General features: G+C 68.5%; 14 protein-coding genes and 1 riboswitch. Of the genes, 2 read left to right on the top strand and 12 right to left on the bottom strand.

The window, feature by feature from the left end:
• Position 1: 1 nt before the first annotated feature.
• The 4 genes from QM789_RS05755 to QM789_RS05740 are packed head-to-tail and all read right to left on the bottom strand — an operon-like array spanning position 2 to position 6,579.
• Positions 2–898, bottom strand: coding sequence for an electron transfer flavoprotein subunit alpha/FixB family protein (locus QM789_RS05755; RefSeq protein WP_420351007.1), 897 nt, complete (start codon positions 896–898; stop codon positions 2–4).
• On the bottom strand, positions 898–1,656 hold the full coding sequence (locus QM789_RS05750) for an electron transfer flavoprotein subunit beta/FixA family protein (protein ID WP_420350338.1): 759 nt from the start codon (positions 1,654–1,656) through the stop codon (positions 898–900). Before QM789_RS05750 ends, QM789_RS05755 begins: the two co-directional genes overlap by 1 nt.
• 30 nt (positions 1,657–1,686) lie before the next feature.
• Positions 1,687–4,134 (bottom strand): GcvT family protein, encoded by a 2,448-nt coding sequence (locus QM789_RS05745; RefSeq protein WP_420351006.1) that lies wholly within the window; start codon positions 4,132–4,134, stop codon positions 1,687–1,689.
• A 21-nt stretch (positions 4,135–4,155) separates the two neighbouring features.
• Positions 4,156–6,579, bottom strand: coding sequence for a GcvT family protein (locus QM789_RS05740; RefSeq protein WP_420351005.1), 2,424 nt, complete (start codon positions 6,577–6,579; stop codon positions 4,156–4,158).
• Positions 6,580–6,753: 174 nt separating this feature from the next.
• Between QM789_RS05740 and QM789_RS05735 the strand changes: the two genes are divergently transcribed.
• Entirely contained in the window at positions 6,754–7,329 is a 576-nt protein-coding gene (locus QM789_RS05735; RefSeq protein WP_420351153.1) for a helix-turn-helix domain-containing protein, read from the top strand.
• Between the two features lie 95 nt (positions 7,330–7,424).
• Here QM789_RS05735 and QM789_RS05730 read toward each other — a convergent pair whose 3' ends face one another.
• The 7 genes from QM789_RS05730 to QM789_RS05700 form a co-directional block, all read right to left on the bottom strand.
• Positions 7,425–8,090 (bottom strand): energy-coupling factor ABC transporter ATP-binding protein, encoded by a 666-nt coding sequence (locus QM789_RS05730; protein WP_420351004.1) that lies wholly within the window; start codon positions 8,088–8,090, stop codon positions 7,425–7,427.
• Positions 8,087–8,797 carry an energy-coupling factor ABC transporter ATP-binding protein gene (locus QM789_RS05725; protein WP_420351003.1) on the bottom strand — a complete coding sequence of 237 codons (711 nt, stop codon included), beginning with the start codon at positions 8,795–8,797 and terminating at the stop codon, positions 8,087–8,089. Before QM789_RS05725 ends, QM789_RS05730 begins: the two co-directional genes overlap by 4 nt.
• Positions 8,794–9,525, bottom strand: a complete 732-nt coding sequence (locus QM789_RS05720) for an energy-coupling factor transporter transmembrane component T family protein (protein ID WP_420351002.1) — start codon at positions 9,523–9,525, stop codon at positions 8,794–8,796. The genes QM789_RS05725 and QM789_RS05720 overlap by 4 nt, the downstream gene beginning before the upstream one ends.
• A gap of 3 nt (positions 9,526–9,528) precedes the next feature.
• The gene (locus tag QM789_RS05715; RefSeq protein WP_420351001.1) at positions 9,529–10,107 is read right to left on the bottom strand and encodes an ECF transporter S component; all 579 of its coding nucleotides are present in this window, start codon (positions 10,105–10,107) and stop codon (positions 9,529–9,531) included.
• On the bottom strand, positions 10,104–10,547 hold the full coding sequence (locus tag QM789_RS05710) for a PPC domain-containing DNA-binding protein (protein ID WP_420351000.1): 444 nt from the start codon (positions 10,545–10,547) through the stop codon (positions 10,104–10,106). The genes QM789_RS05715 and QM789_RS05710 overlap by 4 nt, the downstream gene beginning before the upstream one ends.
• A 163-nt stretch (positions 10,548–10,710) precedes the next feature.
• Positions 10,711–11,514, bottom strand: a complete 804-nt coding sequence (locus QM789_RS05705) for a DUF6925 family protein (RefSeq protein WP_420350999.1) — start codon at positions 11,512–11,514, stop codon at positions 10,711–10,713.
• 1 nt (position 11,515) lies between these two features.
• Positions 11,516–12,115, bottom strand: coding sequence for a hypothetical protein (locus QM789_RS05700; protein WP_420350998.1), 600 nt, complete (start codon positions 12,113–12,115; stop codon positions 11,516–11,518).
• Positions 12,116–12,197: 82 nt separating this feature from the next.
• Positions 12,198–12,382: riboswitch (cobalamin riboswitch) on the bottom strand.
• Between the two features lie 125 nt (positions 12,383–12,507).
• Here QM789_RS05700 and QM789_RS05695 point away from each other — a divergent pair.
• A complete protein-coding gene (locus QM789_RS05695) occupies positions 12,508–13,671 on the top strand; it encodes a P1 family peptidase (protein ID WP_420351152.1) in 1,164 nt (387 codons plus the stop codon).
• On the opposite strand, the gene QM789_RS05690 is transcribed toward QM789_RS05695, so the two are convergent.
• The gene (locus QM789_RS05690; RefSeq protein ID WP_420350997.1) at positions 13,577–15,073 is read right to left on the bottom strand and encodes an AMP-binding protein; all 1,497 of its coding nucleotides are present in this window, start codon (positions 15,071–15,073) and stop codon (positions 13,577–13,579) included. The genes QM789_RS05695 and QM789_RS05690 overlap by 95 nt on opposite strands.
• Positions 15,074–15,098: the final 25 nt, after the last annotated feature.

Genomic DNA, 15,098 nt, shown 5'->3' with positions numbered 1-15,098 from the left:
GTCACAGCTTTTCCGTCAATTCCGGGACGGCGGTGAAGAGATCCGCGACCAGGCCGTAGTCTGCGACCTGGAAGATGGGGGCTTCTTCGTCCTTGTTGATGGCGACGATGACCTTGGAGTCCTTCATGCCGGCGAGGTGCTGGATCGCGCCGGAGATGCCGACGGCGACATAGAGCTCGGGGGCGACGACCTTGCCGGTCTGGCCGACCTGGCGGTCGTTCGGCGCATAGCCGCTGTCCACCGCGGCGCGCGACGCGCCGACGGCGGCGCCCAATTTATCCGCAAGCCCTTCGATCAGCGCGAAATTCTCCTCCGACCCGACGCCGCGGCCACCCGAAACCACGACCTTGGCCGAGGTCAGCTCGGGCCGGTCGGACTTCGCCACCCGGTCCTCGACCCAGGCGGAAACGCCCGTGTCCGCCGCGGGCGCCACCGCCTCGACCGGCGCCGGGCCGCCCGCGCCCGCCGCCTCGAACGCCGTCGTGCGCACCGTCAGAACCTTCACCGGATCCGACGACCGCACCGTCTGGATCGCGTTGCCGGCATAGATCGGGCGCTCGAACGTCTCGCCGTCGACCACCCCGGTCACGTCCGAAATCACCATCACGTCGAGCAGTGCCGCCACCCGCGGCAGCACGTTCTTCGCCACCGCCGTCGCCGGCGCGACGATGTGGCTGTAGCCCGAAAGCGACACGATCAGCGCGGCCAGAGGCTCCGCCAGGCCATGCGCGCAGGCCGCGTCCTCCACCGCCAGCACCTTCGTCACGCCCGCCAGCGCCGCCACCGGCGCCGGGTCCACCCCCGCCGCAAGCACCGTCACCGGGCCGAGCTTCGCCGCCGCCGTCAGCGCCTTTGCCGTCGCGTCCAGACCCACATCCGCAATCAGAAGAACCGACATCAGAGCGCCCCCACTTCCTTCAGTTTCGCGACCAGCTCATCGACCGAGCCGACCTTGACCCCGGCCGAACGCCCCGCGGGCTCGGCCGTCTTCACCACCGTCAGCCGCGGCGTCACATCCACGCCGTAATCGGCCGCGGTCTTTTCGTCGAGCGGTTTCTTCTTTGCTTTCATGATGTTGGGCAAAGACGCATAGCGCGGTTCATTGAGCCGCAGATCCGCCGTGACGATCGCCGGCAGAGCGACCTCGATCACCTGCAAGCCGCCGTCGACCTCGCGCGTGACCTTCGCCCGGTCGCCCGCGACCACCACCTCCGACGCGAAGGTCGCCTGCGGCCAGCCCAGCAGCGCCGCCAGCATCTGCCCCGTCGCGTTCATGTCGTTGTCGATCGCCTGCTTGCCCGCGATGATCAGCCCCGGCTGTTCGTCCCGCGCCACCGCCGCCAGGATCTTCGCCACCGCCAGCGGCTCGATATCCGTCGCGACATCCTCGGACGCCACCACCAGAATCGCCCGGTCCGCCCCCATCGCCAGCGCCGTCCGCAACGTCTCTTGCGCCTGCTTCACGCCGATCGAGACAACGACAACCTCGCTCGCAACGCCCGCCTCCTTCAGCCGGATCGCCTCCTCAACCGCGATCTCGTCAAAAGGATTCATCGACATCTTCACATTCGCAAGATCAACCCCACTCCCATCCCCCTTCACGCGAACCTTCACGTTGTAGTCAATAACTCGCTTGACTGGCACCAGGACTTTCATTGCTTTCACCCTTTCAGGAACAGGCCGCGCTCAGGCACGCACGCGGAGGGATTTGGGGTCATACATCGGGCTCAGGCTGGCCTCGGCCGCTACAACCCGGCCCGCCACGTCGATGGTGTAGCCGGAGGCCAGCATCTCGGCCGGGGTCTCGTCCGTCCGGCAGGGCACATAGCCCAGCCCGACCGCGCCGCCGAGCGCATGGCCGTAATTGCCCGAGGTCAGGAAGCCGACGATCCTGCCGTCGCGCAGGATCGGTTCGTTGTGGAACAGCAGCGGCTCCGGATCCTTCAGCCGGAACTGCATCAGGCGCCGCTCCAGCCCCGCCTCGCGCTTGCGCAGCACCGCATCGCGGCCGATGAAATCGCCCTTGGCGGTCCGGACGGCGAAGCCCAGCCCGGCCTCCAGCACATGATCCTCGTCGGTGATGTCATGGCCGAAGTGGCGATAGGCCTTCTCGATCCGGCACGAATCCATCGCATGCAGACCGCAGAGCCTCAGCCCGTGATCCGCCCCCGCTTCGACAATGGATTCAAAGACATGCGCCGCCTGATCGGCGGAGACATAAAGCTCCCAGCCCAGTTCGCCGACATAGGTCACCCGATGCGCCCGGGCGAGGCCCATGCCGATCTCCACCTCCCGCGCCGTGCCGAAGGGATGCGCCTCGTTCGAGAAATCGTCGGGCGAGAGCGCCGCCAGAAAATCGCGCGACTGCGGCCCCATCAGCGGCAGCACCACCTCCGACGCGGTGACATCGGTGATGACCACGAAGTCATCCGCCGTATGCCGCCGCAGCCAGGCCAGATCGCGTTGAAGCGTCGCCCCGGGCACGACGAGGAAGAAGGCGGTTTCCGACAGCCGGGTGATGGTCAGGTCGCATTCGATGCCACCGCGCGCGTTCAGCATCTGGGTGTAGACGATCCGGCCCGCGGGCACGTCCATGTCATTCGCGCAAAGCCGTTGCAGGAAGGCGAGCGCGTCGCGCCCCTCGACCCGGATCTTGCCGAAAGAGGTCATGTCGAAGAGGCCGACCCCCTCGCGCAGGGCCATATGTTCAGCGCGCTGGTTGTCGAACCAGTTCTGGCGCTTCCAGCTATAGCGGTATTCGCGCTCCTGCCCCTCGTTCGCGAACCAGTTCGCGCGTTCCCAGCCCGCCACCTCGCCAAAAACCGCGCCGCGCGCCTTGAGGTGGTCGTGCAGCGGCGAGCGGCGGATGCCCCGCGCGGTCGCCATCTGCCGGAAGGGGAAGTGGTCGGCGTAAAGCAGCCCCAGCGTTTCCGACACCCGCTCCTTCAGGTAGCGGCGGTTCTTCTGGAACGGCTGGGCGCGGCGGATGTCGACCTCCCACAGGTCGAAGGGCGGCTCGCCGTCGTTCATCCATTGCGCCAGCGACATCCCCGCCCCGCCCGAGGAAATGATGCCGATCGAATTATACCCCGCCGCGATCCAGTAGCCCTTCAGGCCCGGCGCCTCGCCCAGATAATAGCGATCATCGGGGGTAAAGCTCTCCGGACCGTTGAAGAAGGTGTGGATCCCCGCCTCCGCCAGCATCGGCATCCGGTGGATCGCCTTTTCGAGGATCGGCTCGAAATGGTCGAAATCCTCGGGCAGCTGGTCGAAACAGAAGGTCTCCGGGATGCCCGCCATGCCCCAGGGTTTCGCCTTCGGCTCGAACGCGCCGAGCAGGATCTTCCCCGCGTCCTCCTTGTAATAGGCGCATTCGTCGGGCACGCGCAGAACGGGCATCTGGCTCAGGCCGGGGATGCCCTCGGTGACGATGTAGAAATGTTCGCAGGCATGCAGCGGCAGCGTCACCCCGTTCTGCGCCGCCAGATCGCGCCCCCACATGCCGCCGCAATTGACGACATGCTCCGCCGCGATGGTGCCCTGCGCGCCGTCATGCTCCCATTCGACCCCGGTGACCCGGCCATCCTGTTGCGTGACGCGCGTGACCTTGACCTGTTCGATGATCTTCGCGCCGCGCTGCCGCGCACCCTTGGCCAGCGCCAGCGCGATATTGCCCGGATCGGCCTGCCCGTCCTTCGGCAGATGCACCCCCGCCACCACGCCGTCGATGTTCAGATGCGGGTAAAGGTCCAGCACCTCCTTCGGCGAGAGTTCGTTGACCTCGACCCCGAAGGCCCGCGCCAGCGCCGCGAGGCGGAAGATCTCCTCCTTGCGCTCGTCGCTCAGCGCCACGGTCATCGAGCCGCATTGCCGGAAGCCGGTCGCAAGGCCGGTCTCCGCCTCAAGGCTGGTATAAAGGTCGGCGGAATATTTCGCGAGCCGGGTGCGGTTCTGGCTCGCCTGCAACTGCCCGATCAGCCCGGCCGCATGCCAGGTGGTGCCCGAGGTCAGCTGCTTGCGCTCCAGCAGGACAATATCCGTCCAGCCGAGTTTCGCCAGATGATAGGCCGTGGAACAGCCCGAAATGCCACCGCCAATGATGACGACGCGGGCGCGGGAGGGGATTTCTGTCATGGGGGTATCCGTTGTTGAATGTCAGGCCCGGATCCGGACGTTGCCGGGATCCCAAAGGCCGTCCACGACCTTCGCGGGAGAGCGTCGGTCAAAGATCTCGACCTCGGTGCCGGGGATGTTCAGGGCGGTCTCGATCATGCCGAGCCCGATGCAGGCGCCAAGCCGGTGCCCCCAGCCGCAGGAGGTCACCTCGCCCACGATGCGCCCCCCGTGCCAGATCGAGGCCATATAGGGCGCGTCGCGGTCGCCGTCGATCGTCAGCATGACGAAGCCGGTCGGGCGCGGGTTTTCGCGTTCGGCTTCCAGCGCGGCCTTGCCCCGGAACGTGGGTTTCGCCCAATCGACGAACCGCCCCAGCCCGGATTGCAGCACCGTGTAATCGGTGGACAGGTCGCCCTTCCACGCCCGATAGCCCTTTTCAAGCCGCAGCGCGTCCAGCGCGAACATGCCGAAGGCGCGCAGCCCGAGCGGCTGGCCCGCCGCCCAGACGGCCTCCCAGACCGCCGCCGTATCCGCGATGCGCGTGTGCAGCTCCCACCCCAGTTCGCCGGCAAAGCTGACCCGCGCGAACCAGACGTCGCGCCCCGCGATCCTGCCCCATTGATGCGTGAGCCAGCCCCTGCCCAGATCCGCCTCGGCAATCCGCAGCACCTCGCGCGCCTTTGGCCCGGTCAGGATCTGCGTCGCCCAGTCGTCGGTCTCGTCGGTCAGGGACAGGCCCGGCTCCAGCGCCCCGCGCAGCCATTCCCGGTCATGCGATTGCGCCGTGGCGGCGGTGATCAGCAGGATCTCGTCCTCCGCCAGCCGCGCGAGCGACATTTCCGTCACCACCCGGCCCGCGTCATCGGCGAAATAGCCCAGACCCAGCCGCCCGACCGCAGGCACCTTGCCGGTGATCTGCCGCGACAGCCAGTCGGCCGCCCCCGGCCCGCGCAGCCGGAACCGCGAAAACCCCGGCAGGTCGAGGATCCCCGCCGCATCCCGCACCGCCGCGCATTCCCCGGCCACCGCGCCGGACCACGGACCATCCCGGCGCCATGTCCGCTGCGCCGCTTCGCTGGTGTCGTCGCCCGGGCGGGCATACCACAGCGCGCGTTCCCAGCCGTTATAGGGCCCGAATCGCGCGCCGAGCGCCGCCACCCGGTCATGGACGGGCGACAGCTTCTTCATCCGCCCCTCGGGCCAGACGTGATGCGGGAAGTGCATCGCGTATTCGTTGGCGTAGATCTCCTTGCCCTTGGCGATGGCATAGTCCCGGTCCTCGAACCCGGTGAAGCGGCGCGGATCACAGGACCACATGTCCCATTCCGTCGTCCCCTCGGTGATCCATTCCGCCAGCACCTTGCCCGCGCCGCCGCCCTGACAGATGCCGAAGGTGAAGACACAGGCCTCGAACGCATTCGGCACCCCGGGCATCGGCCCGATCAGCGGGTTGCCATCGGGCGTGTAGGGGATCGGGCCGTTGATCACCCGGCTCAGCGCGGCCTTTTCCAACAGCGGCACCCGCGCCATCGCATCGGCCATATGCCATTCCAGCCGTTCCAGATCGTCGGGATATAGCTGGAAGCTGAAATCTTCGGGGAAAGGATCGTCGGGGGTGATCCAATGCGCCCGGCAATCGCGCTCATAGGGGCCGAGGTTGAAGCCGTATTTCTCCTGCCGCAGGTAATAGCTGCTGTCCACGTCGCGCAGAAGCGGCAGCTTGTGGCCCACTTCCTTCGACCAGTCCGCCAGTTCGGGGACGGTATCGAACAACAGATACTGATGGCTCATCACCACCATCGGCAGGTCACGCCCGAACCAGCGCGCGACCTGCCCGGCATAGTACCCCGCCGCATTCACCACATATTCGCAGCGGATTTCGCCCCTGGGGGTGGAGATGACCCATGCGTCGCCCTCCCTCCGCGCACCGGTGGCCGGGCAGAACCGTTCGATCCGCGCGCCCATCTGCCGCGCGCCCTTGGCCAGCGCCTGCGTCAGCTGCGCCGGGTCGATGTCGCCGTCATGAGGATCATAGAGCGCGCCGCTCAGGCCATCGGTCGAAACGAAGGGATAGATCGCGCGCAATTCCTCCGGGCTGAGGATTTCCAGCCCCATGTCCCGCCGCCGCCCCATGCCGACGACGCGGCGGAATTCATCCAGACGGTCCGCGCTGTGGCCAAGGCGGACCGAGCCGGTGACATGATAGTTCATCGGATAATCGACTTCATCCGCCAGCCGTCGGTAAAGGTCCGCGGAATAGCGCTGCATGTTCATGATCGACCAGCTTGCCGAAAAGGTCGGCACATTGCCCGCCGCATGCCAGGTCGAGCCCGCGGTCAGTTCGTTCTTCTCCAGCAGAACGCAGTCGCTCCATCCCGCCCTGGCAAGGTGATACAGCGCCGAGACGCCGACCACGCCGCCGCCGATGATGACAACCCTTGCGGAACTGGGCAGTGACGACATGCGAAGGCCCCTCAGCTTGTGAACAAGATGACGTTCAGACACATGAAAATGAAAATCAACAGATAATTTTCACCACACTGAAGATCTGCGGAACGACAGCAGATCCTGATGAAATTCCGGGCACATCGTCTTGCGCTCTGCGTGGCGACGGGCGATGTTTCCACGGTATTCAGCATGGGACCATCGCCGTTGATTCTGAACACTCTCGTCGGGAATGACATCCGGGCCTTGCGGAAGTCGCGCGGCCTGACCATCCGCGAGGTGTCCTCCGTGCTCGGGCGCTCGGTCGGCTGGCTGAGCCAGGTCGAGCGGGGGCAGACCGTCCCCTCGATTCAGGATCTTTCCGCCATCGCCACGCATTTCGGGGTGAGCATCAGCTTCTTCTTCCGCTCCTCCAATCAGCGGCCCGAAGAACAGGGGCTGATCCTGCGCGCCACGGACCGGACCTCGATCGGGTCGAGCGAATCCGGACTGGTGGAGGAACTGCTCTCCCCCACCCTCGGCGGCAGCTTCGAGATGATCAAGTCCACCTTCGCCCCGCATTCCAGCAGCGGCGGCCTGAAACCCGCGCGCAAAACCGAAGACGGCGGCCTGCTGATCTCCGGCGAACTCACCCTGAGGATCGGCGCGCTGGAAGTTCGGCTGAAACCCGGAGACAGCTTCCAGTTCGCCGAACAGGATTACGGCTGGAGCAATGACGGCGACGAACCGGCGGTGGTGATCTGGATCGTCTCCCCCCCGGTATATTAAGCCCCGCGGCGTCGGGCGCCGTTACGCTGCCCGATCCCGGCGCGGGCGATGCGCTTCGGGGCGACCCCATCCGGAGATGCCGGGCTCCGGCGCCATCACCGGGGCGGGGCATCGGGCCTTTCGTCCCCACTCCCCGCCACAGCCGCGCGCGCGACCGTTCCGTTCAGGACATGCAGCCCCTCTGCGGCGATGCTTCGGGCGAAGGCGGTGTCGTGGGTCACGGCCAGAACGGCGGTGCCGCGCGACACCTCTTCGGCGATCAGGGCCTGTAGCCGGGCACGGTTGAGCCGGTCGAGCCCGCGCTGCGCTTCGTCCAGCAGCAGGACGCGGGGCCGGTGGGCGATGGCGGCGGCAAGCGCCGTCAGCCGCCGCTGCCCGGTATCCAGATCAAGCGGATGCAGCCCCGCGAGCCCGCCGATCCCCAGCCGCTCCAGCGCCGCACGCGCGAGCCACCCGGCATCGCCGAGCCCAAGGGTCCGCGCGCAAAGCGCCACCTCGTCGATCACCCGCGTGCGCAGGAAATGCCGGTCCGACGACTGTGCGACCATGCCGATCAGCCGCGCACAGGGCCCCTGCCCGCAGATCCGGATCTGCCCCGCCGCCGGACGTTCCAGCCCCGCCAGCAGCCGCAGCAGGGTGCTCTTGCCCTGCCCGTTCGGGCCCAGAACCGGCAGCGCCCCACCGGACAGGCGCAGGCTCAGGCCCTGAAACAGCGGCGGCTGGCCGGGATAGGCGAAGCCCAGACCCTCGATCTCGATCATGGCTCCGGCCTCAGGATCCGTTCCGGCAAAGGCCCGGCCAGCAGCGCCCCGGTGTCCATGGGGCCGATGAACCGCCCGCCGTCGAGCAGCAGATGCCGCGCCACCAGCCCCTCCATCCAGCCGTGCCAACCGATGTCGAGGAAGATCACCGTCATCGGCAGGTCGCGCAGATGCGCGGCCAGGGCATCGCGGCTTTCGCGGTCCAGATCGGTCATCGGTTCATCAAGGATCAACAGCCGCGGCCGCATCGCCAGCGCCCCGGCCAGCGCGGCGCGCTGCGTCTCGCCGCCCGAAAGGTGGTGGCAGTCGCGCTCGGCCAGATGCGACAGGCCCAGAAGGTCCATCGCCTCTCCCACGCGGGCGCGGATCTCCGCCACCGGCAGGCCGAGGTTCTCCGGCCCGAAGGCGATCTCCTCGCGCAGGGTAAAGCCCCGCCCGCTGAGCTGTAGATGCGGGCGCTGGCCCAGATATTGCACCGCCTGCGCGCGCTCCGCCGGGGGCAGCGCCGCCCACGGGTGCCCCGCCCACATCAGCCGCCCCGTGACCGGCAGGAACCCGGCCAGACAGCGCCCCAGCGTCGATTTCCCTGACCCGTTGCCGCCCAGAACCGCGAGCCGTGCGCCATCGTCGAGCCGCAGGCTGAGCCCCGCGAACAGCGGCGGCTGGCCGGGCCAGGCAAACCCCAGATCCTCGGCACAAAGGCTCATAGCGCCAGCGCCCCCACCTGCGCCACCGCCAGCGCAAGGAGCCCGCGCCGCAGCCAGATTTCGCCGCGCGGATCATCCACCGGGTCGATCAGGCTGCGGTGGCGCAGGGCGCGAAAGCCGCGCATCTCCAGCGCCTCGGCCCGCAGCGGCGCATCGGTGATCAGGCCGCGCACCAGCGGGTTCATCATCGCCGCCAGAACCCGGATCCGCGCCCGCCAGCCCTTGGCCGACAACCCCCGCAGGTGCAGGCTGTCGCGGATCTGCCCCGCCTCCAGCGCCACGGTTTCGATCAGCGTCAGCGGCGCGGTGAGCAGATAGGACAGCGCGGGCGACACCCCCGCCCCGTCCAGCGCCCGCGCGAGGTCAGAGGGCCGCGTGGTCATCACGAACACAAGGCAGACCGCCAGCAGCAGCCCCAGCCGCACCAGAACCAGCGCCGCATGGGCCAACCCTTCGGGGTAACACGACAGCGGGCCGCAGGCGGCAACCGGCCCGCGCGGGATCAGCACGCCATGGACGACCGCCAGCGCCAGCGCGAGCGGCGCCAGCAGCAGCACCATCCGCCGGCACAGCACCCCGCCCAGCCCCAGCAGGCCGCCGCCCGCCAGCACCACCGCCAAAGCCGCCGCCAGCACCCCAGCGGGCCAGAGCGGCAGCATCGCCGCCACCGCCGCGACCAGCGCCAGCCGGGTCAGCGGATTGGCGCGGCGAAAGGCATCGGGCGACATCCCTCAGCGGCTGTGCGACAGGAAGGGCCAGTCCGACACGGCGCGCGCCGGAAGCCCGCGCAGGATGCCCCAGACCAGCAGCGCCGTCACGATCTTGTCGAGCAGGTTGGTGCCGATCACCGTGACCAGAACCGAACCGAACAGGCTCTCGCCGACCTTGAGCAGATAGGCGACGGCGAAATCCGCGCCGCTGCCGGTCACGCCGCCGAAGAGATAGATCCGGATCGGCACCGCAATGACCGAAAGCGCGATCGCGATCACCGCGCCCGAAATCGCCGCGCGCCACCAGCTGCGGAACATCCCGGCATAGGCCAGCAGCCCCGCCGCGATGCCGATCATCATCGACACCGGCGCGAAGAAGGCCGCCGTCGGCCCCTCCAACAGGCCCCACAGCAGGTTCGTCAGCAACCCGGTCAGCGCGCCGATCACCGGGCCGCACAGCACCGCGGCCAGCATCGTGCCGATGGAATCGAGAAACACCGGCAGCTTGAGGAAGGACACCGCCTGCCCCAATGCGACGTTCAGCGCGATGCCGATGGCGACCAGCACCAGATTGCGGGTGGAAAAAAGCGAGACGCTCATGCGGACTCCTGCGGATGAATGGAAAGCTCGTCGTAGCCCGAAAGCGGACAGGGCGCGCGGCCGAAGGCCAGGTCGTCCAGCAGCACGGTGACGATCTCGGCGGTGGTATAGACCGAAGAGCCGGGCAGCAGATGGCCGCCAAAGGCCCGCCCCTCGCCATCGGTGATCGTCAGGTGCAGATGCTCGCCCACCGGGTCGATGGTGCCGGTAAGCGAGGTGATCTCGAAATGGCCCTGATACAGGGTGCCCTCGGGGCGGTTCGCGTGGCGGATCTCCACCCGGGTCAGGCTGCCGACACAGGTGACAACGGCCATGGCGCGCGCGCCGGTCTCGTGCAGCACCCGGCGCAGCCCGGCGGTCAGGTCATCGCCCGGGCACAGCCGGACGGCCGCGAAGCGGCCATGGGACAGGGGCACGGGCCCCGAAGAAGGATCGGTCACGTCATCCTCGAATGCGGCATCTCGATAGGCTAGCCCCGCCGGGGCATGAGTTCGAACAAGGCGCATCCGCGACCTTCCATGCCCGATGATGTGCCGCAACCCCGCGCGGCTGTCAATTCCACGCGCTATTGCGGCACCCGTTCGGTCGCAGACCCAAGCGCGATCACCGGCCCGCCTCCAGCCCGCGCAGCAGGGGGCGGTCGAAATGCGCCAGCCAGTCGCGCGGCACATCGCCGCTCAGGTGCAGATGCTGGCGCAGCGCGACGCGGATCACCGCCGCGCCGTGGCGGTCCACCACGGGCGGGTCGAACCGGCCATCGGCAAGCTGCGCCAGAACCGCGGATTTCAGCGCCCACAGATCCGCCCGGCCATGGCGCGACAGGATCGCCTGAAACGCCCGATGCCGCGCCGGATCAAAGGCCGCCACGCCCCGGGCGGGATGCGGCGGGAAGACATGCGCCACCGGGATCAGGCCGGGGGGAACCGGCGTGGTTTCGGCATGGGTGCGCCCGGTGGCCTGCGCCTGCGCGACCTGATGCAGGCCCTCCCGCCGTTCGGCGCGCAGGACGGGCGTGTCGATGATCCAGGTGCCCGGCATGCGCGCGGCATCCTCGCGCGTCAGCCCCTCCCCCCGCCCGACGTCGGGGCGGAACATCGCCCGCACCGGCCCCTGTCCAAGACCGAGGTCCGGGGCATCCGCCGGGGGCGGCGGCGCCGTGGCGGGCAGGCAGATCGCGATGCCGTGGTTCCAGCCGCGCGGATCGCTGCTGAGCGTTTCAAAGGCCAGCAGCCGCCCGCCGGGACGCAGCCGGGCGGTGCAGCCCTCCGCCCGCAGGACCAGATCCGCCCCCTCCGCCACCGGCACACCGCAGGGCAGCGCCATGAAGGCCGCGAGGGTGCCGACGCTCCACAGATGCCCCTCCGCCCCGAACATGCGCCGCAGCAGCGGATCAATCGCGCCCGCCACCTCAGAACCGCATGGTCAGTTGCGGTTCAACCTGCCGGGGCGTGCCCGGAGCCGCCTGCGTATCGCTGCGCAGCCAACCGGCATAGGTCTTGTCGAACAGGCTGGCCACCCGCGCCGAACCGCCGCCGTAATCCGGGTGGAACGGATCCACCATCGCCGCGCCATGGGAAATCGCGCTGGCATGATCGGATGTCGCCCGGTTCAGGTCAAACCCGACGACCGACCCGCCGAAAAGCCCGGTCTGTTTCTGCTTCTGCGCAATCGCCACGAATTCATCGCCCTGCCACGGATAATTGCGGCAATCGCGCCGCGCGCCGATGGCATAAAGCACGGTCGAGCCCCCCGGCGTCCAGTCGGCGCGCAGTTGCAGCCCGCGTTCCGCGACGGTTTCAGCACGGACGGCATCGACCGCGGCGGGCAGATCCTTCAGCGGTGTCGCGGTGCGGGCGCCGCCCGCAATGGCGCCAAAGCCAGGCGCCCCCGGTTCGGGCGAAATCAGGATGGTTCCCCGCGTGGCCGGGCTTTCCTCGGCCCATGCGGGCGTCAGGGCGGTCAGGCAGACCAAAAGCCGCAGGCTGCGGCGCAGGAAAAAGGACGGCATTCTTCCCCCCAAAGGGTATTCGCGCGTCACTGCGGGCAGCGGCCTTCCGGCTGCCATCGAGGATCCCCGCCCGATGCGCCCACACGTGAATATGGCCGACGGCAGGTCTCCTGGCTCGCGGGTCGTCAGCTTCCGCGCCTTCCCGGTTGCCCAGTGGCGATTGCGAAAGGCTCGCCGTTCACAGTTGCGGGGGCAGCCGCAGATCGGGCCCTCCCTACTGCGTTCCCTTTTGCGTCCCCGAAGGGAACCGTCCCCCCCGGCGCTACCGGGTTTTTCCCGGCTCTGTCAACGGCCCCGGGCTTCGGGGGCGCCATGGCCCCGGCTTGACAAGCATGCCACAGCGGCATTCTGTCTGGCGAAATGGCGCAGCTATGGAGGATCGCGTGGAAAAGATGCGGGGCCGCGCGCTCGGCCTGCCGTTTGCGGGCGAAACCGGGGCCTGGAACGCGATCACCGATGTGCCGGGCGTGGCCGTGGGCTATGCCACGCTCATCGAGGGGGACGGCCCGCTCGTCGTGGGCGCGGGGCCGGTCCGCACCGGCGTCACCGCCATCCTGCCGCGCGGGCCGGAGGCCGGGATCCGCCCGGTCTGGGCCGGCATCCACGCGCTCAACGGCAATGGCGAGATGACGGGCAGCCACTGGATCCGCCACGCCGGGCATTTCGCGGGACCGGTCTGCCTGACCAATACCCACAGCGTCGGCACCGTCCATGCGGCGGTGACGAAATGGATGATCCGCCAGTATCCGGAGTTCCTGAGCGATCATGTCTGGGCGATGCCGGTGGTGGCCGAAACCTATGACGGCGTGCTGAACGACATCAACGGCCAGCATGTGCGCGAGGATCATGTGTTCCACGCCCTGACCACCGCCACCTCCGGACCGCTGGCCGAGGGCAATGTCGGCGGCGGCACCGGGATGATCGCCTATGAGTTCAAGGGCGGCACCGGCACGGCATCGCAGATCGTCCGGCTGGGCGGGCGGGCCTATACGGTGGGCGTGCTGGTGCAGGCGAATTACGGAATGCGCGACTGGCTCACCGTGCTGGGCGTGCCGGTCGGGCGGCAGATGCGCGAAAACCTGATGCACGACCGCGAACAGGGCTCGGTCATCGTCGTGATCGCGACCGATATTCCGTTGATGCCGAACCAGTTGGAACGCCTCGCACAGCGCGGCGGGCTGGGCATCAGCCGCAGCGGAAGCCCGGGCGGGAACAGTTCGGGGGACATCTTCCTTGCCTTCTCGACCGCCAATGCGATGACCCGGCGCGAGATGGCCGAAGCCCCGCGCCAGATCACCGCGATCCCGGACGACTGGCTCGATCCGGTCTATCTGGCCGCCGTGAACGCGGTGGACGAGGCCGTGATCAACGCGCTGCTCGCGGCCGAGGACATGACCTGCCTGAAGGCCCGCAAAAGCCCCTTGTGCAAGGCCATCGACCCCGGCCGCCTGCGCGATCTGGTCAGCGCTGCCAGCGGCCCTCGGGCGCGGGGGGCAGGCGATGCTTCTGGATCCGCTGGCTCGGGGTCTTCGGGAACTCCGTCACCAGCGCGATGAAACGCGGGCGCTGATAGGGGGCGAGCTTGTCGTCCAGCCAATCGGCAATCGCCTGCGGATCCGCCGTGGCCCCGGCGCGCAGGCGCACGAACAGCTGAATGTCATATTCGCCGATCTCGGCGGGAACGCCCACCATGGCGGATTCCTCGACATCCGGATGCCGGTTCACCACCGCCTCGACCTCATAGGCCGACACGTTTTCGCCCCGGCAGCGGATGCTGTCCCCGGCGCGGCCATGGAAGAACAGCATGCCGTTTTCGTCCCACGACCCCACATCGCCGGTGTGGAACCCGTCGGGGCGCAGCGCCTTGGCCGTGGCTTCGGGCGCGGCGTAATAGCCCGCGAAGATCGCGCCCGGCAGCGGCGAGGTGATGACGATTTCCCCCCTGCCCTCTCCGGGGCCGAGGGTGCGGCCGGTTTCATCCTCGATCCGCACCGCGAACCATGGCAGCGGCTTGCCGACCGATCCCACCACGCCATCCAGGTTGCAGGTGGTCAGGCTCGATGCCTCGGTCATGCCGTAGCATTCGCGCAACTCGACGCCGAAACGCTCCTCGAACGGGCGCCAGGCCTGCGGCACGCAGCCGCCGCCCCAGGCGATGCGGACGTTATGCGCGCGGTCGGCAGGTGACGGCGGCTGCTTCAGCAGGATCTGGATGATGCCACCCAGATGGTGGATATGGGTGCAGCCCGCCTCGGCCACTTCGGCCCAGAAGCGGCGCGCGCTGAACCGGTCCGTCACCGTCAGCCGCACGTCCTCCAAGAGCGGCAGAACCAGAACCTGCGCCCCGCCAACGTGATAGAGCGGCTCCCACACGAAGAGGTTGTCGCCCGGCCGAATGTCCGCGCAGACCATCACCCCCCGCGCGGCGAGTTCGAGCATCATATGCGTGACCTGCACCCCCTTCGCCGGGCCGGTCGTGCCCGAGGTGAACATGATCGCCGCAAGGTCCGAAGGCGCGGGCAGATCCGCGCGCGGCGCCAGCGCGGGGCCGGTGGGCAGCGCGGGATCCGCGATCACGATCACCCCTTCGCGCGGACGCACGCCGCAGGCATCCACCGCCGCGCGGATCTCGGGGTCGCACAGCACGATCGCCGCCTCGACCTGCCGGATGACATGGGCAAGCCCCTCCCCCACCAGCGCGGGATTGGCCGGAACCCAGACGAAGCCGCCCCGGATCAGCCCGAAGATCAGCGCCATCGCCGCCGGGCTGTTGCGCATCATCACCACGACGCGATCGCCGCGCCGCACGCCCGCGCCCTCCAGCCGGGCGATCATCGCATCCGCGCCCTGCGACAGCGCGGCGAAGGTGATGTCGCCATGGCTGCCGCCCGCGTAAACCTGTTGCGGCACCTCGGCGACCCGTTCGGCAAACGCCTGCGCCAGACCAATAATCTTCATGTCATTCCTCAAGGATCAGGGGGCG

Origin of the sequence: Paenirhodobacter sp. (assembly GCF_047600745.1) — a bacterium.
Taxonomy (GTDB): domain Bacteria; phylum Pseudomonadota; class Alphaproteobacteria; order Rhodobacterales; family Rhodobacteraceae; genus Rhodobacter.
The sequence above is the reverse complement of the archived record's forward strand: the minus strand, read 5'-3'. Positions and strand labels throughout refer to the sequence as shown.

Bases quoted from the DNA above. Each gene is read 5' to 3' on its own strand.
- QM789_RS05755 (WP_420351007.1), bottom strand. From the start codon at position 898: ATGTCGGTTCTTCTGATTGCGGATGTGGGTCTGGACGCGACGGCAAAG.
- QM789_RS05750 (WP_420350338.1), bottom strand. From the start codon at position 1,656: ATGAAAGTCCTGGTGCCAGTCAAGCGAGTTATTGACTACAACGTGAAG.
- QM789_RS05745 (WP_420351006.1), bottom strand. From the start codon at position 4,134: ATGACAGAAATCCCCTCCCGCGCCCGCGTCGTCATCATTGGCGGTGGC.
- QM789_RS05740 (WP_420351005.1), bottom strand. From the start codon at position 6,579: ATGTCGTCACTGCCCAGTTCCGCAAGGGTTGTCATCATCGGCGGCGGC.
- QM789_RS05735 (WP_420351153.1), top strand. From the start codon at position 6,754: ATGGGACCATCGCCGTTGATTCTGAACACTCTCGTCGGGAATGACATC.
- QM789_RS05730 (WP_420351004.1), bottom strand. From the start codon at position 8,090: ATGATCGAGATCGAGGGTCTGGGCTTCGCCTATCCCGGCCAGCCGCCG.
- QM789_RS05725 (WP_420351003.1), bottom strand. From the start codon at position 8,797: ATGAGCCTTTGTGCCGAGGATCTGGGGTTTGCCTGGCCCGGCCAGCCG.
- QM789_RS05720 (WP_420351002.1), bottom strand. From the start codon at position 9,525: ATGTCGCCCGATGCCTTTCGCCGCGCCAATCCGCTGACCCGGCTGGCG.
- QM789_RS05715 (WP_420351001.1), bottom strand. From the start codon at position 10,107: ATGAGCGTCTCGCTTTTTTCCACCCGCAATCTGGTGCTGGTCGCCATC.
- QM789_RS05700 (WP_420350998.1), bottom strand. From the start codon at position 12,115: ATGCCGTCCTTTTTCCTGCGCCGCAGCCTGCGGCTTTTGGTCTGCCTG.
- QM789_RS05695 (WP_420351152.1), top strand. From the start codon at position 12,508: ATGCGGGGCCGCGCGCTCGGCCTGCCGTTTGCGGGCGAAACCGGGGCC.
- QM789_RS05690 (WP_420350997.1), bottom strand. From the start codon at position 15,073: ATGAAGATTATTGGTCTGGCGCAGGCGTTTGCCGAACGGGTCGCCGAG.